The following is a 26,743-nucleotide window of genomic DNA, read 5'->3' on the forward strand; positions in this document are numbered from 1 at the left end:
GTTAGCTTCGCGCAGTTAATGCTTTATAGTTTCAGAGGTTTAAGCCATCTTGACGACTTGGTCGACAAGTTTACGAATACCCGCTGCGACTTCCGTAATAGAGCCCGCAAGCATGTACGCGGGAGTTGTCACCACTTTCAGTGTTTCATCAATGACAATTTGATCAACACTACAATTGTTGTGGGTGCCGCCCATCGATTCAATTGCGCCAGCTGTTTCTGGGTCTGTACCGATTGTGAAGTTTACGCTGTCACCAAAAAGCAGAGGCGTCATCGCTGGAGCAATACACATTAGACCGACAGGCTTGCCTGCGTTGTGAATTGCTTGAGTGAATGCAACAACATCAGGGTTAACCTGACAGTTTGAGCCATTCAGGGCAAAGTCGGATAGGTTTTTAGCGGCGCCAAATCCACCTGGGATAATCAGTGCATCATAATCAGCAGGGTTCGCTGTAGTGAGGTCGATTATTTCACCTCTGGCTAGGCGAGCAGATTCAACCAGCACGTTACGGCTTTCACCTTCTGAAGGCTCTCCTGTGAGGTGATTAACCACATGCATTTGCTCAATATTAGGAGCCATACACTGAGATTCCGCACCGTTTTCAGCAATGCTCAGTAGTGTTAAAACGGATTCATAAATCTCTGCGCCATCATAAACACCACACCCGGAGAGAATAACTGCCACTTTCTTCATGTTGATAAGCTCCTAAACTAGTCTGATATGCGTTCGGTCATACCCTTTTGGGTAAAGATTACGATAAGATCTACATTATTACTATGATGATATTGACGATGTGCAAAGTCGTAAATTACAAAGGTTAGCTATCTTTGTCATACGTTTGTCATCTTTTTTATGTCCAATTCACCTTTGCATCTTATAAGGAAGTTGCCGTGTCCTTTAATAACAGTCAACGCTTTTACCCTGAAACCCGTATGCGCCGTATGCGCGCAGGTAATTTTTCTCGACGCTTAATGCGGGAAAATGTTTTAACACCTGATGATCTTATCTATCCCGTTTTTGTTATCGAGGGGCAGGGTGAGACTGAACAGGTGGCTTCTATGCCGGGCGTTGAGCGTATGAGCATCGACCTGTTGGTAAAAGAAGCAAAAGAGCTGAACTCTTTAGGTGTGCCAGCGATGGCCCTGTTTCCTGTTACCCCAATGGATGCAAAAACTGAGTTTGCTGAAGAAGCATATAACCCAGATGGGCTTGCTCAGCGTGCGGTTAAGGCGATAAAAGATGCGTGCCCAGAGATGGGGATCATGACCGATGTAGCGTTAGATCCTTTTACGACGCATGGTCAGGACGGCATTATCGATGAAACGGGTTATGTTCTGAATGATCGTACGGTAGATACGTTGATTCAACAGGCCGTCTCTCATGCGGAAGCCGGTGCAGATATTATCGCCCCAAGTGACATGATGGATGGCCGTATTGGCGGCATTCGTGATGAGCTTGAGAGTAACGGCTTTGTTAATACACTCATCATGGCTTATTCAGCCAAGTATGCAAGTGCTTACTATGGTCCGTTTCGTGATGCGGTAGGTTCTGCAGGTAATATTGGTAAAGGTAATAAATTCAGTTACCAGATGGACCCGGCCAACAGCGATGAAGCCTTACATGAAGTGGCATTGGATCTGGCGGAAGGTGCCGATATGGTGATGGTTAAACCGGGTATGCCATACTTAGATATTGTTCGCCGTGTAAAAGACGAATTGAAAGCACCGACTTATGTTTATCAGGTGAGCGGTGAGTATGCGATGCATATGGCTGCTTTCCAAAACGGTTGGTTGGATGAACGTAGTGTTATGCTGGAATCGCTACTTGCGTTTAAACGCGCGGGCGCAGATGGCGTACTGACTTATTTCGCTAAACGTGTTGCACAGATGTTGAACGAATAGTTCTACGAATTGATCGTAGGATAAATGCTAATAAGGAAAGAAGGCTGAGTAGTTATGGTTGATGTTATTGAACAGAGTGAAGCGGCAGCGGCGTTATTAGAAAGTCGAGAAAGTGTGGCGATCACTGAGCAAGAAGTAGAGGAAACCCCGGTTGACCTCAAAGCACCGGAACTCTATATCAACCGTGAACTCAGCCATTTACAGTTTAATATACGCGTACTTGAGCAAGCGTTAGATGAGAAACATCCCCTACTTGAGCGGTTAATGTTTCTCTTAATCTTCTCTAGTAACTTGGATGAGTTTTTCGAAATCCGTGTTGCTGAACAGATGACTCAGTTGAAATACGGACGTGAGGCCGTAGGTCCTGACGCGATGCATCCGAAAACGGTGTTAGAGCGCATTAGTGAGATCTGTCACCTTACGGTAGAGCGCCAGTATAAAATCCTGAATGAGATGCTGTTTTTGGAGATGGAGAAAGAAAATATCCATTTCATTCGTCGTCATCTGTGGACTGCTGAGCAGCGTGAATGGGTAGAAACTTATTTCCAAGAAAAGGTTGTGCCGGTTATCAGTCCAGTAGGGTTAGATCCCTCGCACCCATTCCCGCGCCTCGTTAACAAAAGCCTTAACTTTATAGTTCAACTCGATGGTAAAGATGCCTTTGGGCGTGAAACGGGGATGGCAATTATACCGGCCCCTCGTTCATTACCGCGCTTAATTCGCCTGCCCGATGAGCTGTGTGAAGGTGGTGATAATCTTATTTTCCTCTCTTCCATTATCCATGAGTTCGCGGATGAACTGTTCCCCGGCATGAAGGTTGAAGGGTGCTTCCAGTTCCGTATCACACGTAATGCGGATATGACCTTTGATGTGGAAGATGTAGAGGATTTAGCAAACACCTTACGTGGTGAGCTGCATTCACGTAAGTACGGTGATGCGGTTCGTTTAGAGGTGGATCAGCGAACACCTGAAGAGCTAATTGAATTCCTGCAAAAAGAATATACGTTGGATGAATCTCAAACCTATCGTGTGGATGGCCCCGTCAACCTTACGCGTTTGATGGCCGTTCGGGATCTGCTGGAGCGTAATGATCTACGTTGGAAACCTTTTTCACCTGGTATTCCGGGTAAATTGAAAGGTGATAACGTATTTGAAGCTCTGAAGTCTGGTGACCAGCTTTTATTGCATCCGTTTCAGTCTTTTACCCCTGTCGTGGATCTTTTACGTCAAGCGGCTAAAGATCCCGATGTCGTTGCGATTAAGCAAACGTTATACCGTACCGGTGTGAAATCAGACATTGTAAATGCGCTGGTTGAAGCGGCCCGAAGTGGTAAAGAGGTCACGGTAGTGATTGAATTGCGCGCCCGCTTTGATGAGGAGAGTAACCTGCATTTAGCGGCAAGGTTGCAAGAAGCGGGCTGTCTCGTGGTATATGGCGTAGTTGGTTATAAATGCCACGCAAAAGCGATGCTTATAATACGAGAGGAAGGCTCTAAACTGATTCGTTATTCCCATTTAGGTACAGGTAATTATCATTCGGGTACTGCACGTTTGTATTCTGACTATAGTTTCCTCACAGCTGACCAAGCGGTGGGTGAAGATGTACATAAGGTCTTCCAGCAGCTGACTGGAATGGGCAAGATTCAAAAACTGAAGAAGTTGTATAACGCGCCGTTTACTCTGCATGCCAAAATGCTCGATGCGATTAAAAACGAAACCCGTTTAGCTAAATCCGGTAAACCGGGCCATATCATGGTTAAAGTGAATGGGTTAACTGAGCCTAAATTGATCAGAGCTTTATATGAAGCATCCGCAGCTGGCGTGAAAATAGAGTTGATCATCCGCGGGATGTGCCGATTACGTCCAGGCATTGAAGGGTTGTCAGATAATATTAAAGTGCGTTCGATTATTGGCCGATTCCTAGAGCACACTCGTGTGTATTATTTTGGCAATAATGGTAAACCTGAGGTGATCTGCGCCAGTGCCGATTGGATGGAACGCAACATGCTTAACCGTGTTGAAACAGGTTTCCAAGTGTTTGGTAAGCATGCGGAGCGTCTTAAGCGAGAGCTGGACTATTGCATGCGTGATAACTGCCAAAGCTGGGAGCTACAAGCCGATGGCAGTTATGTTCAAAATCAGCCTGCAGAAGGCGAAGAGATATTTTCTTCTCAGCAAACCCTATTAGAAGAGTTTGCCAAGTAAATTATTCTGCTTTTAATAGCGCTTTATAGCCTTCTTGGTAATTGGGGTATTTGAATACATACCCTGATTTTCTTAGGAGGCTATTATCACATCGCTTGCTGCCGGTAGCTCGAGATACTGATTCTACTGTAGCTGTTACGTTTAGCTGTTCTGCAAGCCACGAGGTCACATCGTGCAAAGAGACCGGCTGATTATCAGAAGCTAAATAACACTGCTCAAGCTTATCACCATTAAATTGCTTGTTAATAAGATGATAAAGCACGCCCGCACAGTCATCCCTGTGGATTCTATTGGTATAGAGACAGGGCTCTAATGGGGCGATCTCTCCTTTCCTCACTTTGTTGATTAGGTGATTACGGCCAGGTCCGTATATGCCACTAAATCTAACCACGGTGCTAGGAATCTCTCCTTTAATGACGTTTTGCTCAGCCTCAAGCATTAATTTACCGTTGAATCGAGTTGGCTCACATGGGCTTTTTTCGTCGATAAGGCTCTGATCTGCTTGATGGTAAACGCCTGTACTGGATGTAAAGAATAAATACTTAGGGCGGCAGGGTAGTGCTTGGAGTAGATTGCAAAGCCCATCAATATAAGCGGCTTGATAGCCTTCTTCGCTATGATTTGTGGCCGCTGCGCTATAAACCAGTACATCGCAATCAGAAATATCCTTTAGGGCTGATGTTAATGTGTCTATTTGGCATAGATCTGCGCTTATTCCTTGGATGCCTTGCGGTAGCTGGTTTATATTACGTCGTAGGCCAAGTACCTTTTCTCCTTGTTTTAGAAGCAATTGGCCAAGGGTCGAACCAACATCGCCGCAGCCTGCGATTAAAATCGTGCGTTGTTTTGTATCAGGCATAGGGCCTCCGATTTAAGAATGAATGGCATCATAGCAAAAGGTAAAGCTGCATGACCTTAACAGAATTACGCTACATTGTTACCTTGGCCCGAGAGCAGCATTTTGGCCATGCGGCTGAAAAATGCTTTGTCAGCCAGCCTACCTTGTCCATTGCGGTTAAAAAATTAGAGGATGAGTTAGGTGTTCCTCTGTTTGAGAGAAGTAAAAATTCAGTACAAGTGACCCCTGTTGGGGAAAAAGTGGTCCAACAAGCGCAAAAGGTGCTTGAGCAAGCAGATAGGATTAAAGATCTTGCCCTAGAAGGCAAAGATCAACTTAAAAGCCCTTTAAGAGTCGGTGCAATTTATACGATTGGCCCTTATCTGTTTCCGCACCTTGTTTCACAAGTTCAGCAGTTGGCACCTGAGATGCCGCTCTATATTGAAGAGAACTTTACTGAAAACCTTAGGCTGAAAATTCGTAATGGTGAACTTGATGCCATTATTCTAGCTTTACCTTTCAATGAGCCAGATATTTTAACGCGGCCTTTATACGATGAAGGCTTTGAAATGTTGATGCCAAAAGGACATCCCTGGGCACAGCAGAAAAAAATTAACAGTGAAGATCTGCCACAAACTCCTTTGTTGTTACTGGGGGAAGGTCACTGCTTCCGTGATCAGGTTCTGGAGTCTTGTCCTACGCTGACTCAGGCGCTACATGACCAACACACTATTACGGAAGGAAGCTCTTTAGAAACTATCCGTATGATGGTGGGCTCAGGTTTAGGCTGTTCTGTACTTCCTCAATCTGCGGTTTATGGTTCCATTGCATCTGACATGGTGGTAACTCGCCCATTTAAAGAGCCTGTACCTCAGCGGACCGTGGGTGTGGCATGGCGTGCTAGTTACCCAAGACCACAAGCTATTGATGTATTGGTCGAAGCTATAAGCAGCTTCGACCCAGCGAGTAAGCGATGAGTGTATCTCTAGCCGATATATCGGTTGGTGAGTTAAAGGGGGTAGGGGCAGCACTTGAGCTCAAACTTCATAATTTAGGTGTTCGTAATTTACAAGATCTCTTGTTTCACCTGCCTCTACGCTATCAAGATCGAACCCGCATTGTACCTATGGGCTCTCTCCGGCCGGGTGATGAATGTGTTGTCGAAGGTGAGGTCAAACTGGCTGATGTCAGTCGAGGAAAACGGAGAAGCTTGCTCTGCCGTATTCAAGATGGCACCGGTATGATCACACTTCGTTTTTTCCATTTCTCCGCGTCACAGAAGAATAATTTAAAGCTAGGTGTGCGAATTCGCTGTTTTGGTGAAGTCAGAACCGGTGCAAACGGTTTAGAGATTGTTCACCCGGAATATAAGCGTGTTGAGAGTGATGACTTAGTGCCCGTTGAGGAGCATTTAACACCTGTTTATCCCACGACTGAAGGATTGCATCAAGGGCGTTTAAGAGCGCTGACTGAACAAGCACTGCAATATCTAAAAGATGGAGCACTGCAAGAACTGGTACCTGAATCTCTTCGGCAGGGGTGGCAGTTTCCAGGATTAGATAATGCTGTGGCGTATCTGCATCGTCCACCCGTTGATGTGGACCAACACCTATTATTAGAAGGGATGCATCCTGCACAGCGGAGGTTAGCTTTTGAGGAGCTGCTTGCTCATCATCTTTCATTACTAAAGCTGCGTCAGAAAACACGTAAAAAGGGAGCGCCTGAGCTGCCCGGAAACGGTGAGTTAAAAAACGCATTCCTCGCTCAGCTACCTTTTCCCTTAACGGGGGCTCAAAGTCGCGTCGGGGATGAGGTGGCTAAAGACTTAGCGCAAGGCTTCCCAATGCTACGTTTAGTTCAGGGGGATGTAGGTTCCGGTAAAACCGTTGTTGCTGCTTTAGCTGCGATCCAAACGGTTGAGAGCGGTTTGCAAGCAGCGATTATGGCGCCAACAGAGATTCTTGCTGAACAGCATTACATCAATTTTACCCAATGGCTGGAACCGCTCGATGTAAAAGTCGCTTGGTTAGCAGGGAAACTAAAAGGCAAAGCACGTAAAGAGCAGTTAGAACTGATTCGCAGTGGTGAGGCCCGTGTTGTTGTGGGTACCCATGCGCTGTTTCAAGAGGAGGTTGTTTTCTCTGATCTGGGATTGGCCGTAATTGATGAGCAGCATCGTTTTGGTGTGCATCAGCGTTTATCTTTACGCGAAAAAGGGCGTAATGGTGAGTTAGCACCGCACCAGTTGATTATGACCGCTACCCCAATCCCACGAACGTTAACGATGAGTGCGTATGCCGATTTAGATTGCTCTATTATCGACGAGCTTCCGCCGGGACGAACGCCCGTGAATACCGTTGTGATCGCAGATACACGGCGTGATGAGGTGATTCAACGGGTGCGTAATGCTTGTAAAGACAAGCGTCAGGTGTATTGGGTTTGTACGCTAATTGAAGAATCTGAAGCGCTTCAATGCCAAGCGGCGGAAGTCACCGAGCAAGCGTTGCGGGAAACCTTACCCGAGTTAAATATTGGGCTGGTACATGGGCGAATGAAACCTGCAGAAAAAGCGGAGCTGATGCGTCAGTTTAAAGCAGCCGAATTGGACCTTCTGGTGGCCACTACCGTGATTGAGGTCGGTGTTGATGTGCCCAATGCCAGTGTGATGATCATTGAAAACCCGGAACGATTAGGATTAGCACAGCTTCACCAGCTACGTGGCCGTGTAGGGCGAGGTTCGGTGGAGAGCTTTTGTGTGTTGATGTATCAAGCGCCTCTATCGAAACAAGGCCGAGAACGTTTAAGCGTAATGCGAGAAACAACGGACGGCTTTCGTATCGCCGAAAAAGATTTAGAGTTGCGCGGCCCCGGAGAAGTATTAGGTACACGCCAAACAGGGGTTATGCAGTTCAAAATGGCAGACCTTCAACGTGATTCAGATCTGTTAACACGGGTTAAAAGTGTTGCCTCACAGATGCAAGAGTGGCCGGACTTTGCTGACTCATTGGTAGAGCGTTGGTTAGGACGTGGTGAGGATTATGGCAACGTTTAGTCGCTATTTTGGTTTGTTTTATGAACCACTGAAAGCCTGCATTTTTCATTCGTAAGAGCCTTCAGGCTATAATTGACTCTTATCTTTTATTCACACCCTTAAATTTTAAATTGAGATCCACATTGAAACTGAATAAGCCAACAGAGCAACAGCTAGAAATTATCCGTCAACAGTTAGGCCGAGAGCCAAGAGGGTTAGCCGGTATTGCTGTGCAGAGTGAAGAAGGTGTTCCGCTGGTGTTACAGATGGATGGTTTGGTTGATGATAAACCTTTTCCTACCCTGTTTTGGCTATCAAGCAAGGATATCTATCAGGCGATTGCTGAGATAGAAACCGCAGGTGCGGTTAAACTGCTTGAGCAAGAGTTGCAAGATGATGAAGAGTTACGCGCTGCCCATTTAGCCGATCAGCAGCGTTATGTTGATCTACGTTGGTCAGCTATTTCGGATCAACAAAAGGCACGTATAGAGGCGCTTGGCTTTACTCCGTTATATAGTAAATACGGGATTGGTGGTATTTCTCAGTGGGATAAGATTCGTTGCCTGCATATGCAGTACGCTTACCATTTAGCACAAGGTAGCGCGATTGGAAAGATTTTGGATGAGCGGTTTGGTTTAGCCTCTCTTTCGGTCAAGCAATAAAATGATATCAACATCTACTTAAGGTAAGCCGGTAACATCTTGTTTATACTGAAAAGATAAGCTGTAAATAATCGCAGTAGGAGAGATGATGAAGCGTTGGTTGTTTTGGTTCTGTTTCTTACTGATTGCTCCCCTGCAATCGGTCTTTGCTGCGATTGCGATCGATAATACCTCCAGTAACCTTTTCAGTAATAGTTCCTCACTCACTGTTTCACATACCACCGGGAGTGGTTCCGACCGCTTTATGCTGGTGGGCATCTCTTTCTGGAATGAAGATCTAGAAACTGTTTCTAGTGTTACTTATGGCGGTGTTGCGTTAACCCGTATTGGTACCGCTCAAAACTCTGACGATGGTCGGGTAGAGATATGGAAGTTAGTCAATCCATCTTCAGGTACTGCCAATGTAAGCATATCTTTCTCTTCTCGTGTTCAGAAGGGGGCAGGTGCAGGGGTCATGACATTTACAGGTGTTGACCAATCGGACCCCCATGATTCGTTTCAGAGCGATACGGGAGTGAGCGGGCAAGCATCTATAACCATCTCTTCTGTAGCCGATGATCTGGTGTTTGCTGTTGCTGCGTCTGAGAATCAGGATGATCCCTATGATATTTCTGAAGGAACTGAACGCTGGAATGTCAAAGTTAACGGCAACAATAAGTTTGCTGGGGCTGGGGCAACACTAGCGGGCTCCAACTCAACAGAGATCGCTTGGGATCTAGATTCTTCAGATGATTGGGCAATTGCGGGCGTTTCTATTAATCCGTCAGCGGGTAGTGGGCCTATTCCTGATCCAATTCTTGAATATCGTATGGATGAGCTTCTTTGGCAGGATCTAGCGAATGAAGTGGTCGATAATACGGGTAATAGTCACGACGGTCAGGCCAAAGGCGGGGCAAGTACAGTTGAAAATGGTGCGATCTGTCGAGCAGGAAGTTTTGATGGTACTGATGATTATGTGTCTGCAATTGATCTATCTGTATTACGGGGAACGGCGAGCTTGAGCTATTGGGTAAAAACCTCTCAAGTGGGTGATAGTATTACTTACCTATCACCCGGAATCACGGGTGTTGAAGTTGTTAGTAGCACAAATGATATTTTTTGGGGCTGGCTAGACAGTTCAGGGCGTGTAGGGCTGAGTGTAGGCGATGACGCTAGTACTAAATCTTCTAGCGCGATTAACAGTGATACCTGGCGACATATTGTTTTGACCCGTAATGCCTCAACGGGAGCTTATCAAATCTTTATTGACGGTTCTTTAAGCGCAAGCGGCGGCGTGGCCGCCGGCACGATAAGCACAAGTTTTAGTAGTATTGGGCGTATTGAAGATGGTGGCGGAACACCTGAATATTTTCAGGGTCAGTTGGATGAGGTTCTTGTGTTTGACGAAACACTGACACAAGATCATGTCACTGAAATATATACAAATCAGGCCGCAGGTAGAAATTGGGATGAAGCGGTTGATCTTCGTTCGTGCCCAACTGCATCAGTGCCCATAGCCATTGCTGAATATCGAATGGATGAGACCAGTTGGAATGGCACTACTGGTGAAGTTCTTGACAATATTGGTACTAGTGATGGCTCTGTTGTGGATACCGGCAGTGGTAATGTTACTAATATCGCAGATGGTAAAATTTGCCGTGCTGGAAGTATTGGGCAAAATACTACGGCTAGTGCTCAATATGCAATCGATACTGGCGTTGATGTTGATGATGATATTGGTGACACCGGAACGATTAGTTTCTGGTATCGATCATCTACAACCTGGGGTACTGATGGTCGAAAGATATTGTTGAGTGCTTCAACAGCAAATCCTAATAATAAATACTTTTTTCTAACAGAAGAAACAAATGGGCGCTTAAGGTTTGGCTTAGAGAATACATCTGATGCAGATTATCGTTATTCCTCATCGAGCGTATTTAGCTATGGCAGCTCTGATTGGGCACATATAGTCGTAACTTGGGATATGCCTAATAGGCAGATGCAACTGTTCGTCGATGGTGACCAAGAAATTAATGCGACGTTTGGCTCAGACCGCTCAATCGGTGAGATGCTGTCACTGTATGTGGGTGATAACCGTAGTAGTTATACCGCAGGGGAAGGTGCGAATTCTGCGAATGGTGATGTCGATGAGGTTTTGATATTTGATTCAGTCCTGACAAGTACCGAAGTGAGCACCATATATACTAACCAGGAAGCTGGGGACAATTATGATGGTACAAGTCGAGGTGATTGTACTGAAGTTACGTTACCCCCAGTTGCTGATTGGCGTTTCGATGAAAGCAGTTGGGGAGGGACAAATGATGTCCTAGATTCTAGCGGTAATGATTATCATGGTACTGCTGTCGTTGCGTCACCGGACAGTAGTGATGCTCAATTGTGTAATTCTTTAGACCTTTCTGCCGCAGGCACCACTGATTATCTGTCGATGAATAAAGATGCGATGGATGGTTTGTCTGACTTCACTGTTATTGTGTGGGCGAAAACAACGGCTACTCAGGACTCTACCATTTTATCTGTGGCTAGTGCCGACAGCGGGTTAGGTGCAAATGAAGCCGTGTTATATTTTGAAGACAATAACCGCTTTTGGCCGACGATTACCTCGACATCCTTTCAGAATAATACGAAGTTAGCTTCAACGACTCCCACAATGCGCGATGGAGACTGGCATCAATTGGCCTGGACGAGAAAGGCGTCATCTGCGGAAAGCTGTTTTCTGATTGATGGGGCAAGTCAGGGTTGTGTTACCCATACGGATGGGGATGATACAAGCCCTCTAAGTGTATTAACCGGTGGTTTAATTATTGGACAGGATCAAGATGGCTTAGGCGATGGCTTCGATGGTTCACAGGATTGGGAAGGGCATCTTGACGAGTTTTTGATTTTTGATTCTGTACTGAGCGAAACACAGATCAGTACTATCCGTACAAACATTATGAATTCTAATAACTGGGATGGTACACCGAGGGTTTGCGGAGCGGCGATTGATCATTATTCAATTTCTCATGATGGGGCAGGTGTGACTTGCTTGCTAGAAGAGATTACGATTTCAGCGCATGACAGTGCTCATTCTGTTGTGGATGCTCTGAGCAGTAGTGTTAACTTATCCACAACCTCCAACAAAGGGGATTGGATCGGAATTGTGAGTGGTGGCACGGCTCTTAACAACGGTACGGCTGGCGATGGCGAAGCAAGTTTTACCTTTAGCTCCGGCGCGACAAGTGCTGTATTAACTTTTGCTCATCCAGTATTGTCGGCTGATACTGAAACATTTGGCTTTAATGTGACTGATGGCACTATCACTGAGGAAAGTGGCAGTGCGATTGCGCTGGATGATCCCGATATTGAATATTCGTTATCTGGCTTCCGCTTCATTGATTCGGCGGGGGATGAGCTAATCGGCACGCAGATCTCAGGAAAATCATCCTTTGATGCTCCTGATGGAGATACTTATTATCTCCAAGCCGTGCAGGCTGGTGAGGATAACCCTTCTCTTTGTTTAGCTGCTTTTTCGGGACAGAAAACTATCAAAATGGCGGCTCAGTGTGATGATCCCGCGACTTGTGTTACAGGGCAAACGTTCAATATTAAGAGCGGTAGTCATGCTGCTGTCGATTTAGCATTAAATAATACAGCTCCTTCAACCCCGAGCTCTTATTCAGATGTGGTCATGACATTTGATGGTGAAGCGAAAGCTCCTTTTGTCTTCACCTATTCTGATGCCGGGCTGATGGATTTGCATGCCTCCTTTGTGGATACCGGTGCAGAGCCTGCTGCTGAATTTGTAGGCAGCTCTCAATTTGTGGTTCGCCCTTTTGCTTTTGGTTTTACACAAATATCGGCAGATGGTGAGGACAATCTAGGGGGGGATGAAACCGGGGGAGCTGGGTTTACGTCTGCTGGCAGCGATTTTGATGTGAGTGTGAATGCGTATCGTTATTTGGCGACACACGATACGGATAGTGATGGCGTGCCAGATGACGGTGTTGATGTGACGGGTAATGGAGTCACACCTAATTTTGAAGGGGATGTTGAGTTAGCGGTTGATGCTTATACACCTTCAAGTGGCACTGAGGGAGCTTTTTCGGGTGGCACAACATTAGCCTTCACTGCGTATTCAGTACGTGCTGGCGCTCCTGTAACCACAACACTTCAATATGATGAAGTAGGAAGTTTTAATATAGAGGCGTCGCATTCTCAGTATCTGGGGGATATCGCAGGTGATATTTTCAGTGCCCCAGAAAAAGTGGGGAGATTCTATCCAGACCACTTCGTGCGGGTTAATTCCAGTGTTACTGCGGCATGTACACCTTTTACATATATGCAGCAGCCATTCTCCAATCTTAGCTATGAACTAGAGGCTAGGCCGAAAGGTGCTACTGATGCTACGGCTGAGGCGCAGCGTATAACTCAGAACTATTCAGAAAGTTTGTCATATGCATCTACTGCGGTTATGCAGGGAGAGGCAGAAAATAATAATTCAGGTGATAATTTGAGTAATCGCTTTAGTGGTTATTTATCGAGTGATGAATGGGTACTTGGTGTTTATTCTGTTGATCGAACGGATTCTATTTTTCTTCGAGACCCTAGTGCTACGGGCTTAGAAGATGGCCCCTTTGATAATTTACAGCTTGGTATCAGCATTAGTAGTGAGTTAGATAATAGAGGATTCGAGAGTAGTCAGCTTAATATGAAACCCGATGATAATAATGATTGTGTCTCAGATGGTGATTGTACAGCGGTGTCTATTGGTGATGAGCAAGTTCTGCGTTATGGCCGGTTAGAAATTAAGTCTGCGCATGGTCCTGAAACAGAAGATATTTCGGTACCTTTTACGACCCAGTATTGGGACGGGGTTGCCTTCGTTACAAATATTGATGATAGCTGTACCCTTTTCCCGTTAAACCGTATTTCGTTTGATGGCACGCCTATTAGTGCTGCGGTTGCCGATCGAACAGTGACAGTCGGCGATGGCACAACCGTGGGTAGTATTAATACGTCTGGAACGAATACGGAAGCGGTTTCAGGAAATTTTAATCTTCTGTTTACAGCTTCTGGCGCGGCAGCGGCAGGAAGTGATAATACGGGCTATTTCCCTGTGAGTGTGATTAACCTTGATGAATGGCTACGTTACGATTGGGATCAAGATGGCGATGCCAGTGATTCGAGTGTGCCGGATGCGATTATTACGTTTGGCCGTGCCCGGGGGAATGATCGAATGATTTTTTGGCAAGAACGTTATCAGTGACGACTAAATAATGAACGGTTGGTCAATTTATACCCAGACTATATACTGGCTGAAAATTGAGAACTTAGGACAAGGATATGTCAAAAGGTGCTGCCAGACTTGGCGATACAGCTAGTGGGCATGGATGCTTTCCACCTCCCCCTATTATTTCTGCTAGCCCCAATGTTTTTACAAATGGGCTTCCTGCTGCCAGAGTGAGTGATCCTGCCGCTGCTCATGGGTGTTCTTCATGTTCGCCCCATAGTCGGGCAATTTCTGCTGGTTCCAGTACTGTCTTTATCAATGGGTTACCTGCTGCCCGTTTAGGGGATGCCATTAGCTGTGGTGGTGTGATTATCAGTGGTTCGGGTAATGTACTGATCGGTGATCAAGTTTATTCCGGTAGTTCGATGCCTTTTGGGGATGTGTCCTCTGTTGTACGTCAAGCCAGCCTCAAATACCGATATGTAACGCAATCGGGGAAAGAGTTATAAGACGTGCCATTTTTAACCGAACAAGCAGGACAAATAACTAAGCAAGTTCACGTGAAAGATAATCGTAGTTTTACCGATGGACACACTAATATTGTCTCGCGGGTATTAAACGAAGCAATTGATCTAAATACATCGTGGTCGAAATTTAATTTCAAAAAATAGAGAAGGATCTCTGAATGGCTTTAGATGAACCGATTAGGGCGGTAAATGATACGCCTGACAAAGTGGTTGATATCGTATGTGATTGTGACTTTCTCTGGTCAATGGCCCACGTGTTTTGCTATAAGCGCCTCTCGGAAGAAGTGAATGATAATGAGTATAACTTCCTTGATCTATACAGTGCCCGTGCAAAACGAATAGCCGCGACTTATGCACGTTTCTATTTAGAAACAGAAGAAAACGGTGAACCGGCTAAGAGAGGGCGTTATTACTGGATGGCGCTTGGAGCCTTCGCCAGTAAAACGGTTGCTTGTTTACTGGACGATCCAAGGGTCCAAACCTCTTATTTTGTCGGTTATGTTGGTGGCGAAGAGTATTTGGATCATGAGGATGTCGCCAATGGTTTAACTAAAGGTAATGTATGGCTTTTTCTAGATATTGCCGCAAGCCACTGGTTTTACAATACTTATCCAGATGAATTCCGCCAAGGTATGTACTGCGAAACTAAGCGTAACGCTGACACTCTAGAAAAGCCGATTAAAGAAGTCACGAACCAAATACCTTGGGCACAAGAGGTGTTACCTAAAATTAACAACTTCCAACCCTCCGCCAAGATTATGCAAGGTTTTACCCATATACAGAATATAGAGGGGCTACTTGAAGGCTCGGCTAAGAAGGAGAAAATTCAAAGCGAACAGTGGGAGAGCCTGCTAAAAATTGCGGAGCATGAACAATATGCTATTTTGCAAAAAGTGATCTATAACGATCCAGAGTTTAGCTATTGGGCCGAGTTCGAACGCCACCCGCTTGTGCCTAGTTTTATGTCGCCAACCTACCAGTTAGTGTTTAACCACCAATGCACTATAGATGATTCCGAATTAAAATCAGTCGCTCCGGATGATTTAATTGTCGAAGATTATCGTAACCGGATGGATTGAAAATGCGGCAGGAAAGTTCCATGGTTTAATGGATGAGAGCACCGATTATATGGAACAAGAACTTGAAACAATCGCTAGTTGGGTCAATGAGCCCGATGCACAGTGGGTGTATTAATGAAATATTGGATATTTATTGGGTTGTTCTGCCTATTAAGTGCTTGTGACAATGAAAGAGATAAAAAACAGGGAAGTCAGATGCCATCACCTATCTTAGTAGTCGGCAAATCAGGGGACGAGTTTGCTCAACTTAATGGACTAGACCTTAAAAGCAATGTTGATAGACAGCCTGCGGGCTTAAATTTTTATGAAAACAGATTTAAGTCAGGTCAATTACCAATAGCGCATTTTGAGCATGGGAAATACAGTTTTGATATACCGAATTTATTGAGTTTTTCTGCTACGGAAAATATAGAATATTTAGAACGGGGGGTTGCCAAACTTCGTGCTAATTGGGGCTTCACCAATAAATCAGAAAAAATAAATAATGAAGAGGCCAAAAACCGTTTACTTCAGTTTATGCGCTATTTGCTGACCCTAGGCTGGCGGCAAGTTCATTATTTAGACGACCCTCGACTCTTAGGTGATGAGTCGTGGGAGTATAAACTGAATACCTATCATGGCTACCAGTCTGATATCTCTGTTACCCCAACCTTAGAGACTTGGTTAAAGCTAAGTACTGCCCGTACTTTATGGCGCTTTTATGCGGAGGGTGTTTTTATTGAGGTGGGTTTTATGCGTAACAGCCGCATACCAGCGGATGATCCCATGGGTGAATATCTCTTAGTCTTTTCAGCTTACACTCAAGATGAATTTGCGAGAAAGCAATTTAGCGGTAAAGACCGTGAACGTTGGCAAGAGCTTTGGGTGGAAGAGATCAAAGATTCTAAGCGGATACGCTACAAAGCCGAAGAAGAGCTAAAAGCGAAGGGCTATACCATTGATACTGAGTATCAAGACCCTAAAGTTCATCCAGCTGATCCGGTGGAACCGTAAGTTGAGAGTAGTTTGAGTACTTTGTTGTTAGTTCAGGCCCAAAAACAAAAAAAGCAGGCATCAGCCTGCTTTTCTATTTTGCTAAGGAAGATTAACCAGTAAGTTTCTGGTATTTCTCCATTAGCTGAGCTTCGTTTTCCTCGTGATCTGGATCCTTAGGGATGCAGTCTACAGGGCAAACTTCAACGCACTGTGGAGTATCGTAGTGACCTACACACTCAGTACATTTTGAAGGCTCAATTTCATAAATCTCATCACCTGGAGTGATTGCCTCGTTAGGGCATTCCGGCTCACATACATCACAGTTGATGCATTCATCAGTAATGATCAACGCCATGGTGGCTACCTCACTGTCATTTATATCAATTAATTAATGGCCTAGGTGCTCAGTCAGGGCCTTTGACACCGCAGGATGTACAAACTTACTTACATCACCACCTAAGATAGAGATCTCTCGGATCAGGGTGGATGACACAAAAAATAGGTTTTCTGCCGGTGTTAAAAAAATACTCTCTACGTTGGGAGCTAAATGTCGGTTCATCGTTGCGAGCTGAAACTCGTATTCGAAATCCGATACCGCACGTAATCCACGTAGGATAATATTCGCATTCTGTTGCTCGAGTAGTTCAGCCAACAGGCAATCGAAGCCTGTGATTGAGACGTTATCAAGATGAGAAGTCACTTCGTGAACCAGTGCAACGCGAGTTTCTAGCGGTAGCATAGGCTTCTTTTTAGGACTTTCAGCAACTGAGACAACCACTTTGTCGAAAAGTTTGGCTGCGCGCTCAATCAGATCCATATGACCATGGGTAATAGGATCAAATGTTCCTGGATATACAGCAATATTCATATATGGTTCACAGGAGTTAGTGTCTACTCAAAACTTATATAAAATGGATCTTTTGGATTATAAGTTTGCAAGTGCGGAATACTATCTGAATTGTACGGGTGGTACAAATATTATAATGGAATGTATTGATTTCCATCGGTTATAAAAAAGTTAATTTTTATTACTAATGACTATAAGTGTTGCAGGGGTATTGTAGTGACGTATACGTTGAGGATGGGCGCGGTTATCGCCTTATTAGCGATTTTATCGGGTTGTCAGGCGCTTCAAAAGGTTGACCAGAGTTTATACCAAGTTGCCGAATCTGTGAGTGAGCGTGATCGGGTGACGGGGCAGCGTAGCTTGAGTATGGCTAACCGGAGTGCGCAGATTCAGCAGGGTAACGCCTATGTTGAAAAAATTATTGCTCAGGAAAAACAGAAAAAGCGTCCAGTTAATGCTGAAATTAGCCGTAGCCAATACCAACGCTTAGTCCGTATTTTTGACCGTGTACATAAGATATCCCACCTAAAAAATGAACGTTGGCAGCCACTTCTGATTAAACGTGATTCTTTTAATGCGTTTACGACAGGGGGTACCTATATCGTTGTTCACTCTAAATTGATGACTGATTTGAAAAGTGACGCAGAGTTAGCCGCTGTTATAGGGCATGAGATCGCGCATACCGTGGCTAACCATGTATATGAACGCCAAACTCATGCACAGATAAGCGCATTGGCCGGTTCCAATTCTGCCAGACGTAGTGGGTATCAAGCCGCTTTTACACATGAAGGTGAACGTGAGGCCGATCGGATCGGTATATTGTATTCCGCATTGTCTGGTTATGACCCGATGGCGGCAAGTCGGATCTGGCAACGCAAGTATGCTGCTGAAGGTAATGCCCGTGCTTTGTTTCATCATGATCACCCTGTTAACGAAGAGCGCTATAAAGAAGCGAAAGCGGTAGGTAAAGCGGTGTTGCCTTACTATAAAAAGGGACAGATCAATCCGCGCTCTGCTGAACTCTTAGACAATAATGTACTGTGGCGAAAGAACTCGAATGAGGTTGCTGCTGGAGAGGGTGGTGGTGTAGCCGCTTTGTTATCAACCGCATTGGGTGCCTATGTTCAGCATGAGCAGGCCAAGGGAGAAGAGCGCCGTCAGTTAGAGCAAGCCCGTTTTGTTAAGGCTGTGGAGCAGGTATTAAAAGTTGAGTCCACACGTAAAGCAGGCACACATAAGTTAGAAACACGTTGGCGTTACGCGGGACAGGGGCCGATGTTGAAAAATGTAGTGATTGGGCTGTATTTGAAGCGTAACGGCAAGGTTGAGCGTTATGTTGATCATGTTAAGGGTTACATCAAACCCGGTCAGGTGTTTGCGGCTCGCTTTACGCTACCGTCGAATCTTAAAGTCGATGATCTAAAGAAATATGGCGCAAAACTATATTTGGATGATGCTCAAGCGAGATAAACTGGTTTTATCGTTGTGTTAACTGCTTATGTCATTATTTTTATTGAGATTTTAGCGAGACTTAATCTTTCTGTAACTCATTTCTGGCGCTGAGTTTATATACTGACAGGCTTTATTAGTATCAGGGTACAGAATATCAATGCCAAGAAAGACGAAAGAAGAAGCGGAAAAAACCCGTCAGCTGTTATTGGATACTGCGCTCACGCTGTTTGCTGAACGAGGAATCTCTACAACAAGTTTAAAAGATATCGCGGCAGCGGCGGGGTTAACGCACGGTGCGCTTTATTGGCATTTCAAAAATCGTACAGATTTAGTTGCTGAACTTTATGAAAGCAGTCGACTGCCGTTGGACGATCTTTTTTTAGATCAACTGCAGTCGGCACGACAAGACGCTTTGGCCTCTTTAGGCGATTTTATGGTTCAGTGGAGTCAGCGAGTTTTGACTGAAGACAGGCCTGCCAAAATTTGGAAAGTCTTTCATCAAGGTGTAACCCATACCCCTGAGTTACAAGCAATATCAGCAGATATTCAAGAAGAGCATCGAGACTGGCTTACACTATTAGCGAAAATGGTTAAAAAGGCGAGAAAGCAGAAGCAGATAGCGCCCAAAACGACTAAGCATGATGATCCTATCCCTGCTGCGGCCCTCGGTGTTGTGATGGGGGCAACGACAAGCGTTCTTAATATGTCATCAGACCTGGTGAAGAGTAAGCGACAGATTAAGTGCCTTACTCATCACTTTCTTTATGGCTTGGATAGCTAGCCTAGAGGATCTTCTCGTGTGTACACACGGTAAGTAACTTGGCCTGCCGTTTTGCTTCGATGCTCATGCCAGTGTGGAGGAACGTCAGGGTCAGTAAGTTCTGATTCTGTCTCTACATAGATCAGAGCACCCTCTTTTAATAGATTCTTGCTTTCAAGCAGTAGACAGCATGGCGCGACTAAGTTTTTTCTAAAGGGTGGGTCCATAAAGACAAGATCGTACTTACTTTCTAGATCGGTCTGTCTCGTTTTTAGCCATTCAACGGCATCCGCTTGAATGACCTCAGCATTTTGCGATTTGAGGTGCTGAATATTACTATTTAGCTGACGTGCTGATGCGATATCTCGTTCAATAAAGGTAGCACGTTCGGCCCCTCTTGATAGGGCTTCAAAGCCTAAAGCCCCACTTCCGCTAAATAGATCTAAGCACTGGGCGCCGGGGACATCAGCCTGTATCCAGTTGAATAATGTTTCTCGGACTCTATCAGGGGTTGGGCGTAGGCCATCTATCGTCAAAAAATCCAGTTTACGCCCTCGCCACTCTCCTCCAATAATACGTAATTGAGAACGAGAGGGAGTGCTTTTAACATTTTGGCGGCGTGGGGGATGCTTACGACCCATGTGTATTCCTTAAGTGCCCTCTTTCAAAAGGGCTGACGAAAATAAGTGATGTGTAATTAATATAGTCGCACGCGGTTTAACGCTGCGGAGCTTTCAATATGCTTATAGGTTGAGTGATCTGCATCGTTTGTTTAACGGTTTGAATCACCTCATCTGGATCTTGGTCCAGAATCATATCGATATACTCTTCCATTGTATCAGTTGGCAGTTGATAGAAGGCGATCAAATTAAGCGCTTGAATTTGGTTATCATCTTCGCGCATACGTTCCTCCCAAGTTGCTGCTAAGCGGTTCTGGCTTTGCTCTATGACTTCATCCGTAATACGTTGCTGTAACTGGGGCAGAATCGGTTCTGGGTTATGCCTGCCTTTAAGAATCAGTGCCTGATAGCCCGTCGTTTTTAAAGCAGACCAAAGAATTCGGAAGTCTAGCTGATGTTGGTATTTATACTCTGCCAAAACATCTTGTAACACTTGTGCGGTAATACGTTCAGTAATAAAGCGCTCAGAGTTTCGTTCCGAAATTGCTTGTCCCATTAGTATGTGAAAATCCTGATTGTTGCTTACTTCTCTTTGTATCGGCTGTTTTGCAATCTCTAATTGAACCGCGTTGTCGATATTGGGCGACTGATGAGTGGCTATATCTTTCGCGAAAAGTTCCTCGACCATTTCTGCATAATCTTCCGCATCTTCTCCGCTTATGGCGATGCTAGGCATTGTGAAAAGGTCGGCGTAGGCACGCTCTAATTTGCTTAAAGGTGAAGAAGGGTCATTGGGCTGTAATTGATGATAAAAACGGTTTATCAGTTGCTGCTCTTCAGATTGAGCATCTAAATAATGGCGTGCTTGAATGTTTTTAAGGGTATCTTCCCAGCGAGAGGTCTCAACCGGTGCGCTTAATATTTGCCAAATCGTTTTTAGATCAGGAAGTTCTTGATCACTCGCCCACTGTATAGCGATTTCAATACGATCTTGTCTCGGTGTTACATTAAAACTATAAGAGGTGCTGGCAAGCGACCGTAAGCGTTGTTGCAACACCTGACTTTTGAGTTGCTGTAATTGCTGTCGCTGGGTGTTTAGCGCGGGAGGTGTTTGCAGCAGTAATACCAACTGCATGGGCTGATCATCCAGCTCCATCCAATAGATGTTTTTGCTCTTATTTGTTTCAACTTCATGGTACTCAACAGACCCTGGCCCCATAGACGAGAGAATTAAAATGGCGATGAGGCTGAACCACATTAGGCCCGTAATATAATTCCGGTTAAAAAGGGGGCGATATTCGTTCGTCATTTAAATTGATCTCAGGCGAATAAAAGGCTGTTAAATCTTAAATATTTACGCGCAATAGGTAAAACTTTTGAGCTATGTTCACTTTTGCACGTGCTTGCTTATCTTATCTGGGTTATGCGGTTGTTTTACTGTGATAAGATACCAGACTTTCTGGATGAACTGCGGATTTTTCCGGTAGTAATCATCGTGTTTTGTTGGATTTTGATAACGAGTAACGGATGATAAGTTTACAAGAGATGTTTATTAATAATGGTTGGGATACCAGTTACATCGGTTATGCGGGCGGATTCGTTACATTGATCGTTTTAGGGGTTATCTACCGTTACATTAGTGATGACAATTCATCAGATTAAAAGATCCAAAGCAAAATAGAATTTTATAGGTCAGTGGCTCAGCATTACGCCATTGTATGGGGAAGGTAAATGTTTAAAAAACTCAAATCCATGTTCGGTGGTGGTTCAGCTGAAGAGAGCAAACAGCCGAGTCATGAACAGGAAGAGCAACTCAGTACTGAACAGCAATCAGTAGAACCGAGTGAATCAGCTTTGGTTGTTGACGAGACTCAAGCTGAAAAGGCTGCTAGCCCTGTTGCGGAGAGTATCACTACTGTTGAACAGGCGAATGATAATGCAGAAGCTGAATTAGCTCCTGTAGTTGATGAGTCGGCAGCATTCGAAGCGAGTGAAGCCAATGGTACAAGCAGGGAAGAGAAACCTGCTGATGAAGTCGCTGAGATAGATGCGAATATCAGTGCGAAAGAGTCTGTTGAAACTGCTGAGTCAATCGATGAAGTGGCTAGTGATGTCGCTGATGAAACTGTTGATAAGACGGCAGATGACATTGTAGATGCCATCGTCGAGGAAGAGCCTGCTCCAGTAGCTGCGCCAGCAACTGTTGCAGAACCCGCTCCTCCAGTTGAAGAGAAGAAGGGTTTCTTTGCTCGTATTAAGTCGGGTTTAAGTAAAACCAAAGCAAATCTTACCGAACAGCTAAGCAATATTTTCTTGGGTGCAAAAGAGATCGACGACGATCTTCTAGAAGATATTGAAACGCTACTGCTGACCGCTGATGTGGGTGTGGCCGCAACGTCGGACATTATTAGTCGTTTAACCGACAAAGTTGCGCGTAAGCAGCTTAATGATCCGCAAGCGTTGCAAACAGCGCTTAAAGAGGAGTTAGCCGCTCTACTTCACCAGTCTGAACAGCCTTTAGATACCTCATGTAATGATGGCCCTTATGTTATTTTGATGGTGGGTGTGAATGGTGTAGGTAAAACCACCACTATTGGTAAACTGGCGAAGAAATTCCAGAGCGAAGGTAAATCCGTCATGCTAGCGGCTGGTGATACGTTCCGTGCGGCGGCAGTTGAGCAGCTTCAAGTGTGGGGCGAACGTAATGATGTTCCTGTTGTTGCTCAGCATACAGGGGCTGATTCTGCATCGGTTATCTTTGATGCGGTTCAATCTGCTCAAGCGAAAAATATTGATATCCTTATTGCTGATACGGCAGGTCGTCTACAGAACAAAGACAACCTAATGCAGGAATTAGAAAAAGTAGTGCGCGTCACTAAGAAACTTGCCCCAGAGGCTCCGCATGAAGTGATGTTAGTGCTGGATGCAGGCACAGGCCAGAACGCTTTAAGCCAAGCGAAGATCTTTAAAGAAAGTGTAGGTGTAACCGGCATCTCTTTAACCAAGCTTGATGGCACAGCAAAAGGTGGCGTTATTTTTGCCATCGCTAAGCAGATGGATCTACCTATTCGTTTTATTGGTGTTGGTGAACAGATCGATGATCTGAGACCATTTAAATCGCAAGAGTTTGTTGACGCACTTTTTGACTAAGTGCATATCCCAGGATGGGTGTGATCTGTAGCGATGATTAAGTTTGAGAATGTAAGCAAACGATATCCTGAAGGGCATGATGCTTTGCGGGATGTCGACTTTACTCTGAAACGGGGTGAAATGGCGTTCCTTACGGGGCATTCTGGCGCGGGTAAAAGTACCTTGCTTAAGCTCATTATGCTGATGGCACGTCCTACCCGTGGTCAAGTTTCTATTGCTGATCAAAATCTCGCTCAGTTTAGCCGTGATGATATCCCTTATCACCGCCGCCGTATTGGCGTTGTATTTCAAAACCATCAGTTGTTATTTGATCGCACGGTTTTTGATAATGTTGCGTTGCCTTTACATATCTCCGGCTATGATGAGGACGATATCGGTAAACGTGTTCGTGCGGCCTTAGATAAAGTGGGTTTGCTGCATAAAGAGAAACTCAATCCTATTACCTTGTCTACAGGTGAGCAGCAACGTATCGGTATTGCTCGTGCGATTGTGCATAAACCGCAAGTACTATTAGCGGATGAGCCGACAGGTAACTTAGATCCCGCGCTTTCAGAAGAGATCATGCGTCTGTTTATGGAATTTAACCTTCACGGAACGACTGTGTTGATCGCAACCCATGATTTGGCGCTTGTTTCTCGCATGCCTTACCGTAACCTTCAGTTAGATCAAGGACGGTTAATCCATGACTAACCGTGAGCCGGTAAAACGTGGAGCTGAACGACAGCGCCCACCTGTTGAAAACGCCTCTACAGAAAGTGCTGTACCGGCGAGTAAAGGCGCGGCTAAACATAAAATAGATTTAGCCTCACAAAGTAAAAGTTGGTTACGCCACCATAAAAGCACGGCTCGTGAGTCTTTATTGCGCTTATTGTTAACGCCTCTACCGAGTTTAATGACGCTTGCTGTACTGGCGATAGCATTGGCACTGCCTGGTCTTATGTTTGTCGGGCTGAAGAATATTCACCAGTTGAGCGGTGAATGGCAAGGCGACCCGCGTATTTCGTTATATCTACAAAAGACGCTGCCCGTTGAAGAAGTCGATCGCTTTAGCCAGAAAATGCTACTACGTACAGATTTGGCTGCGGTTGAGTTAGTTACAAAAGAGCAGGGCTTACACGAATTTCAGCGTATATCTGGCTTTTCAGATGTATTAGAATTTTTAGATAAAAACCCACTCCCTGCGGTCGTGGTGGTGCAGCCGTTAGATAATCAGAAAGCCTCATTAGTAAAACTACAGCAACAGCTCAGTGAACTGCCTGAAGTCGAAGAGGCGGTACTGGATATGGTTTGGGTAGAGCGCCTTGCGTCATTTGTTCAATTGGCTAACCGATTGGTGTTAGTACTCGGTGCGCTACTCGCACTCTCTGTACTGTTAGTCGTGGGTAATACGATCCGCCTTTCAATTGAAAGCAGAAAAGATGAAATCCAAGTGGCCAAGCTGGTTGGCGCGACGGATGCTTGGGTTAAAAGACCCTTCATCTATACGGGTTTTTGGTTTGGTCTGATCGGGTCTGCTATCGCTTGGTTGTGTGTACAGGTAAGCCTTTTATTAATTAATACTCCCGTAGGAGATCTAGCTGCCTTGTATCAGACTGATTTTGAGCTACAAGGGCTTGGTTTTATTGATAGTTTATCCCTTATTGGAGTAGGTATTTTGCTGGGTTTATTTGGTGCAAGATTGGCTGTAGGCCGTCATCTACGTGAAATTGAACCCCAATAATTGATTTAATCGTCCTGTCATATTTGCGTTTTATCCTTAACCTCGCTATATTTTCCGGTCCGTTATATTTTTAGCGGAAATTAGATTGAACTTTTGTATTAAATATTGAGTCATACTTGCGAACTTTTTAAGATGCAGAATGATGAGAGGTCATTAATGGGCACTAGCTTACAAGTTGTTGAAACACTTTCTCCTGGGCGCAATCTTGATGCGTATATGCAGTCTGTTACTGCTATACCGGTATTGAGCGTCGAAGAGGAGCGTTCCTTGGGTGAGCGTTTGCATTTTGATGGTGATGTTGAAGCAGCACGTCGCATGGTTATGTCTCATCTACGTTTTGTCGTACATGTTGCCAAAACCTATTCTGGATACGGTTTGCCATTAGGCGATCTAATACAGGAAGGTAACGTAGGTCTGATGAAAGCGGTTAAACGCTTTGATCCAACTATGGGTGTTCGCTTAGTCTCCTTTGCCGTGCATTGGGTTAAGGCTGAGATGCATGAGTTTATTCTAAAAAACTGGCGTATCGTAAAAGTTGCGACCACTAAGGCTCAGCGCAAATTGTTCTTTAATCTTCGCTCTAAGAAAAAGGGCCTAGGTTGGATGAACAATGATGAAGTTAATTTGATTGCTGAAGACTTAGGTGTAGACGCTAAAACAGTACGTCAAATGGAAGGCCGTATGGCATCCATTGATACCGCGTTTGATGCACCTGAAGGTGTGGATGATGAACAAGGGGCTTGGGCACCGGCACATTTCTTAGAAGATAAAAGTGCAGACCCATCTCTACTGGTTGAAGACTCTAATTGGGAACAAGACTCACAGCGCCGTCTGATGAGCGCAATGTCAGAGCTGGACGAGCGAAGCAAAGATATCTTGGCGCGCCGCTGGTTAACAGATGATAAAGCGACTCTGCATGAATTGGCTGCTGAATACGGTGTGTCTGCTGAGCGTATCCGCCAGTTAGAGAAAAATGCGATGAAGAAGATACGTGTTTCGATGGAAGCTTGATCTTCTTAGCGCTTTAAAGAAGCCGCTCTTGAGCGGCTTTTTTGTTTCTGTAATAAGCATGATGAGATTGCAGTATCAGCGACGTAAATTCGGTATAATCTCTCATTCTTTTTAATCGGTATTCCTAATGAATAAGGAACCTATCATACTGGTTTCAGCCCTGAGCGGTTTTTTAGCGGTTGCTTTGGGTGCATTTGGTGCGCATGGGTTAAAAGATATACTAGAACCCAACTTATACACGGTTTACCAGACCGGTGTGGAGTACCAGTTTTACCATACGTTAGCGTTGTTATTTATAGCGGTAGCGCCAACTCGCTTTTGTGAAAAGCGCCTAGGTTGGGCGGCTATTGCTTTTATCGTAGGTATGCTGCTGTTTTCTGGCAGTTTGTATCTATTAGCGTTAACCGGTATTCGAGCCTTAGGGGTGATTACTCCCATAGGCGGCGTCGCATTTTTATGCGGTTGGTTACTGATTGCCTACACGGCATATTACTCGAACAGGAGATAAATCAATGCAGATTCAGGTAAATGGTGAGATGCTAAAGGTGCAGGAAAATATTAGCCTGACTGATTTGGTTTCACAGCTTGAACTGGGCGAAAAGCGTATCGCAATCGAGTTGAATTTAGAAATCATTCCTCGTAGTCAGCATGCAGAAACAGTTTTAAAAGATTCAGACCGAGTGGAAATTGTTCATGCCATCGGTGGCGGTTAGCACAGCGAACTTACACACTGTAATTGACTCATAATCATAATAA

The 26,743-nt window shown here is 44.9% G+C and carries 25 protein-coding genes; 19 read left to right on the forward strand and 6 right to left on the reverse strand.

Annotation, left to right across the window (positions count from 1 at the left end; translation table 11 throughout):
- Window positions 1–39 precede the first annotated feature (39 nt).
- Window positions 40–693 carry an isoprenoid biosynthesis glyoxalase ElbB gene (elbB, locus tag B4K11_RS01895; protein WP_292951487.1) on the reverse strand — a complete coding sequence of 218 codons (654 nt, stop codon included), beginning with the start codon at window positions 691–693 and terminating at the stop codon, window positions 40–42.
- A 197-nt stretch (window positions 694–890) separates the two neighbouring features.
- Here elbB and hemB point away from each other — a divergent pair, with 197 nt between their 5' ends.
- Together hemB and ppk1 are read left to right on the forward strand one after the other, a co-directional pair.
- Window positions 891–1,901 carry a porphobilinogen synthase gene (gene hemB, locus B4K11_RS01900; RefSeq protein WP_292951484.1) on the forward strand — a complete coding sequence of 337 codons (1,011 nt, stop codon included), beginning with the start codon at window positions 891–893 and terminating at the stop codon, window positions 1,899–1,901.
- Between the two features lie 54 nt (window positions 1,902–1,955).
- Entirely contained in the window at window positions 1,956–4,106 is a 2,151-nt protein-coding gene (ppk1, locus tag B4K11_RS01905; protein ID WP_292951481.1) for a polyphosphate kinase 1, read from the forward strand.
- 1 nt (window position 4,107) lies between these two features.
- Here ppk1 and B4K11_RS01910 read toward each other — a convergent pair whose 3' ends face one another.
- Entirely contained in the window at window positions 4,108–4,965 is an 858-nt protein-coding gene (locus tag B4K11_RS01910) for an SDR family oxidoreductase (RefSeq protein WP_292951478.1), read from the reverse strand.
- Between the two features lie 50 nt (window positions 4,966–5,015).
- Between B4K11_RS01910 and B4K11_RS01915 the strand changes: the two genes are divergently transcribed.
- From B4K11_RS01915 to B4K11_RS01950, 8 genes are all read left to right on the forward strand, one after another.
- Window positions 5,016–5,921 carry a hydrogen peroxide-inducible genes activator gene (locus B4K11_RS01915; RefSeq protein ID WP_292951475.1) on the forward strand — a complete coding sequence of 302 codons (906 nt, stop codon included), beginning with the start codon at window positions 5,016–5,018 and terminating at the stop codon, window positions 5,919–5,921.
- A complete protein-coding gene (gene recG / locus B4K11_RS01920) occupies window positions 5,918–7,996 on the forward strand; it encodes an ATP-dependent DNA helicase RecG (RefSeq protein WP_292951472.1) in 2,079 nt (692 codons plus the stop codon). The genes B4K11_RS01915 and recG overlap by 4 nt, the downstream gene beginning before the upstream one ends.
- A 122-nt stretch (window positions 7,997–8,118) precedes the next feature.
- Window positions 8,119–8,637: a DUF501 domain-containing protein gene (locus B4K11_RS01925; protein ID WP_348703980.1), complete on the forward strand. Its 519-nt coding sequence runs from the start codon at window positions 8,119–8,121 to the stop codon at window positions 8,635–8,637.
- 88 nt (window positions 8,638–8,725) lie between these two features.
- Window positions 8,726–13,882 carry a LamG domain-containing protein gene (locus B4K11_RS01930; protein WP_292951469.1) on the forward strand — a complete coding sequence of 1,719 codons (5,157 nt, stop codon included), beginning with the start codon at window positions 8,726–8,728 and terminating at the stop codon, window positions 13,880–13,882.
- A 77-nt stretch (window positions 13,883–13,959) separates the two neighbouring features.
- A complete protein-coding gene (locus tag B4K11_RS01935; RefSeq protein WP_292951467.1) occupies window positions 13,960–14,355 on the forward strand; it encodes a PAAR domain-containing protein in 396 nt (131 codons plus the stop codon).
- A 176-nt stretch (window positions 14,356–14,531) separates the two neighbouring features.
- The gene (locus tag B4K11_RS01940; protein WP_292951464.1) at window positions 14,532–15,452 is read left to right on the forward strand and encodes a DUF2515 family protein; all 921 of its coding nucleotides are present in this window, start codon (window positions 14,532–14,534) and stop codon (window positions 15,450–15,452) included.
- Window positions 15,421–15,567, forward strand: a complete 147-nt coding sequence (locus tag B4K11_RS01945; RefSeq protein WP_292951461.1) for a hypothetical protein — start codon at window positions 15,421–15,423, stop codon at window positions 15,565–15,567. Before B4K11_RS01940 ends, B4K11_RS01945 begins: the two co-directional genes overlap by 32 nt.
- Window positions 15,567–16,445 (forward strand): hypothetical protein, encoded by an 879-nt coding sequence (locus tag B4K11_RS01950; protein WP_292951458.1) that lies wholly within the window; start codon window positions 15,567–15,569, stop codon window positions 16,443–16,445. Before B4K11_RS01945 ends, B4K11_RS01950 begins: the two co-directional genes overlap by 1 nt.
- 91 nt (window positions 16,446–16,536) lie before the next feature.
- Here the strand turns inward: B4K11_RS01950 and B4K11_RS01955 are convergent, their stop codons facing one another.
- Complete coding sequence (locus B4K11_RS01955) at window positions 16,537–16,782, reverse strand: YfhL family 4Fe-4S dicluster ferredoxin (RefSeq protein WP_292951454.1); 246 nt, start codon at window positions 16,780–16,782, stop codon at window positions 16,537–16,539.
- 33 nt (window positions 16,783–16,815) lie between these two features.
- Entirely contained in the window at window positions 16,816–17,295 is a 480-nt protein-coding gene (gene coaD / locus B4K11_RS01960) for a pantetheine-phosphate adenylyltransferase (protein ID WP_292951451.1), read from the reverse strand.
- Window positions 17,296–17,490: 195 nt separating this feature from the next.
- Between coaD and B4K11_RS01965 the strand changes: the two genes are divergently transcribed.
- On the forward strand, window positions 17,491–18,744 hold the full coding sequence (locus B4K11_RS01965; RefSeq protein WP_292951448.1) for a M48 family metallopeptidase: 1,254 nt from the start codon (window positions 17,491–17,493) through the stop codon (window positions 18,742–18,744).
- Between the two features lie 139 nt (window positions 18,745–18,883).
- A complete protein-coding gene (locus tag B4K11_RS01970) occupies window positions 18,884–19,507 on the forward strand; it encodes a TetR family transcriptional regulator (RefSeq protein ID WP_292951445.1) in 624 nt (207 codons plus the stop codon).
- Here the strand turns inward: B4K11_RS01970 and rsmD are convergent.
- Window positions 19,504–20,127: a 16S rRNA (guanine(966)-N(2))-methyltransferase RsmD gene (rsmD, locus tag B4K11_RS01975; protein ID WP_292951442.1), complete on the reverse strand. Its 624-nt coding sequence runs from the start codon at window positions 20,125–20,127 to the stop codon at window positions 19,504–19,506. The genes B4K11_RS01970 and rsmD overlap by 4 nt on opposite strands.
- Before the next feature lie 76 nt (window positions 20,128–20,203).
- Window positions 20,204–21,415 (reverse strand): hypothetical protein, encoded by a 1,212-nt coding sequence (locus B4K11_RS01980; protein WP_292951439.1) that lies wholly within the window; start codon window positions 21,413–21,415, stop codon window positions 20,204–20,206.
- A gap of 218 nt (window positions 21,416–21,633) precedes the next feature.
- On the opposite strand from B4K11_RS01980, the gene B4K11_RS01985 reads away from it, so the two are divergent.
- From B4K11_RS01985 to thiS, 7 genes are all read left to right on the forward strand, one after another.
- On the forward strand, window positions 21,634–21,768 hold the full coding sequence (locus B4K11_RS01985) for a hypothetical protein (RefSeq protein ID WP_292951436.1): 135 nt from the start codon (window positions 21,634–21,636) through the stop codon (window positions 21,766–21,768).
- A gap of 69 nt (window positions 21,769–21,837) precedes the next feature.
- Window positions 21,838–23,256 carry a signal recognition particle-docking protein FtsY gene (gene ftsY / locus B4K11_RS01990; protein ID WP_292951433.1) on the forward strand — a complete coding sequence of 473 codons (1,419 nt, stop codon included), beginning with the start codon at window positions 21,838–21,840 and terminating at the stop codon, window positions 23,254–23,256.
- A gap of 33 nt (window positions 23,257–23,289) precedes the next feature.
- The gene (ftsE, locus tag B4K11_RS01995; RefSeq protein WP_292951430.1) at window positions 23,290–23,946 is read left to right on the forward strand and encodes a cell division ATP-binding protein FtsE; all 657 of its coding nucleotides are present in this window, start codon (window positions 23,290–23,292) and stop codon (window positions 23,944–23,946) included.
- Window positions 23,939–24,976: a permease-like cell division protein FtsX gene (gene ftsX, locus B4K11_RS02000; protein WP_292951427.1), complete on the forward strand. Its 1,038-nt coding sequence runs from the start codon at window positions 23,939–23,941 to the stop codon at window positions 24,974–24,976. Before ftsE ends, ftsX begins: the two co-directional genes overlap by 8 nt.
- Before the next feature lie 156 nt (window positions 24,977–25,132).
- Complete coding sequence (gene rpoH / locus B4K11_RS02005) at window positions 25,133–25,987, forward strand: RNA polymerase sigma factor RpoH (protein WP_292951424.1); 855 nt, start codon at window positions 25,133–25,135, stop codon at window positions 25,985–25,987.
- A gap of 127 nt (window positions 25,988–26,114) precedes the next feature.
- The gene (locus B4K11_RS02010; protein ID WP_292951421.1) at window positions 26,115–26,495 is read left to right on the forward strand and encodes a DUF423 domain-containing protein; all 381 of its coding nucleotides are present in this window, start codon (window positions 26,115–26,117) and stop codon (window positions 26,493–26,495) included.
- Between the two features lie 4 nt (window positions 26,496–26,499).
- Window positions 26,500–26,700: a sulfur carrier protein ThiS gene (gene thiS / locus B4K11_RS02015; RefSeq protein WP_292951418.1), complete on the forward strand. Its 201-nt coding sequence runs from the start codon at window positions 26,500–26,502 to the stop codon at window positions 26,698–26,700.
- Window positions 26,701–26,743 lie beyond the last annotated feature (43 nt).

It is taken from the genome of Neptuniibacter sp. UBA6509 (genome assembly GCA_002435145.1).
Classification (GTDB): Bacteria; Pseudomonadota; Gammaproteobacteria; order Pseudomonadales; family Balneatricaceae; genus Neptuniibacter.

What these genes read in the sequence shown, in the direction of transcription:
- elbB (WP_292951487.1), bottom strand. Translation starts at nt 693, where the DNA reads ATGAAGAAAGTGGCAGTTATTCTCTCCGGGTGTGGTGTTTATGATGGC.
- ppk1 (WP_292951481.1), top strand. Translation starts at nt 1,956, where the DNA reads ATGGTTGATGTTATTGAACAGAGTGAAGCGGCAGCGGCGTTATTAGAA.
- B4K11_RS01910 (WP_292951478.1), bottom strand. Translation starts at nt 4,965, where the DNA reads ATGCCTGATACAAAACAACGCACGATTTTAATCGCAGGCTGCGGCGAT.
- B4K11_RS01915 (WP_292951475.1), top strand. Translation starts at nt 5,016, where the DNA reads ATGACCTTAACAGAATTACGCTACATTGTTACCTTGGCCCGAGAGCAG.
- recG (WP_292951472.1), top strand. Translation starts at nt 5,918, where the DNA reads ATGAGTGTATCTCTAGCCGATATATCGGTTGGTGAGTTAAAGGGGGTA.
- B4K11_RS01930 (WP_292951469.1), top strand. Translation starts at nt 8,726, where the DNA reads ATGAAGCGTTGGTTGTTTTGGTTCTGTTTCTTACTGATTGCTCCCCTG.
- B4K11_RS01935 (WP_292951467.1), top strand. Translation starts at nt 13,960, where the DNA reads ATGTCAAAAGGTGCTGCCAGACTTGGCGATACAGCTAGTGGGCATGGA.
- B4K11_RS01940 (WP_292951464.1), top strand. Translation starts at nt 14,532, where the DNA reads ATGGCTTTAGATGAACCGATTAGGGCGGTAAATGATACGCCTGACAAA.
- B4K11_RS01950 (WP_292951458.1), top strand. Translation starts at nt 15,567, where the DNA reads ATGAAATATTGGATATTTATTGGGTTGTTCTGCCTATTAAGTGCTTGT.
- B4K11_RS01955 (WP_292951454.1), bottom strand. Translation starts at nt 16,782, where the DNA reads ATGGCGTTGATCATTACTGATGAATGCATCAACTGTGATGTATGTGAG.
- coaD (WP_292951451.1), bottom strand. Translation starts at nt 17,295, where the DNA reads ATGAATATTGCTGTATATCCAGGAACATTTGATCCTATTACCCATGGT.
- B4K11_RS01970 (WP_292951445.1), top strand. Translation starts at nt 18,884, where the DNA reads ATGCCAAGAAAGACGAAAGAAGAAGCGGAAAAAACCCGTCAGCTGTTA.
- rsmD (WP_292951442.1), bottom strand. Translation starts at nt 20,127, where the DNA reads ATGGGTCGTAAGCATCCCCCACGCCGCCAAAATGTTAAAAGCACTCCC.
- B4K11_RS01980 (WP_292951439.1), bottom strand. Translation starts at nt 21,415, where the DNA reads ATGACGAACGAATATCGCCCCCTTTTTAACCGGAATTATATTACGGGC.
- B4K11_RS01985 (WP_292951436.1), top strand. Translation starts at nt 21,634, where the DNA reads ATGATAAGTTTACAAGAGATGTTTATTAATAATGGTTGGGATACCAGT.
- ftsY (WP_292951433.1), top strand. Translation starts at nt 21,838, where the DNA reads ATGTTTAAAAAACTCAAATCCATGTTCGGTGGTGGTTCAGCTGAAGAG.
- ftsE (WP_292951430.1), top strand. Translation starts at nt 23,290, where the DNA reads ATGATTAAGTTTGAGAATGTAAGCAAACGATATCCTGAAGGGCATGAT.
- ftsX (WP_292951427.1), top strand. Translation starts at nt 23,939, where the DNA reads ATGACTAACCGTGAGCCGGTAAAACGTGGAGCTGAACGACAGCGCCCA.
- rpoH (WP_292951424.1), top strand. Translation starts at nt 25,133, where the DNA reads ATGGGCACTAGCTTACAAGTTGTTGAAACACTTTCTCCTGGGCGCAAT.
- B4K11_RS02010 (WP_292951421.1), top strand. Translation starts at nt 26,115, where the DNA reads ATGAATAAGGAACCTATCATACTGGTTTCAGCCCTGAGCGGTTTTTTA.
- thiS (WP_292951418.1), top strand. Translation starts at nt 26,500, where the DNA reads ATGCAGATTCAGGTAAATGGTGAGATGCTAAAGGTGCAGGAAAATATT.